At 65.2% G+C, this 328-nt stretch carries 1 protein-coding gene; it reads right to left on the reverse strand.

Features of this window, described 5'->3' with window-relative positions:
* Nucleotides 1-328: ABC transporter permease subunit (locus U4Z64_RS37465; RefSeq protein WP_415750636.1), on the reverse strand; the 328-nt coding region annotated here is incomplete at both ends.

A 328-nucleotide genomic window follows, 5' to 3' on the forward strand; every position in this document is an offset into this window, starting at 1 on the left:
ATGACCGAAGATCGCGTGCTGCAGCGGGCTCATCGTCGAACGCAGGAATTCCGGGAAGATCGCGAGCAGCACCGCGCCGAGGATCACGCCCGGGATGTGGCCCATGCCGCCGAGTACCACGCACGCCAGCACGACGATCGATTCCCAGAACGTGAACGACTCGGGCGACACGAAGCCCTGGAACGCACCGAACATCGCGCCCGACAGGCCGCCGAACGACGCGCCCATCGCGAATGCGAGCAGCTTCACGTTACGGGTGTTGATGCCCATCGCTTTCGCGGCGATTTCGTCTTCGCGGATCGCGGCCCATGCGCGGCCGATACGCGAA

The organism is Burkholderia sp. BCC1996, assembly GCF_905339955.1.
GTDB lineage: Bacteria > Pseudomonadota > Gammaproteobacteria > Burkholderiales > Burkholderiaceae > Burkholderia.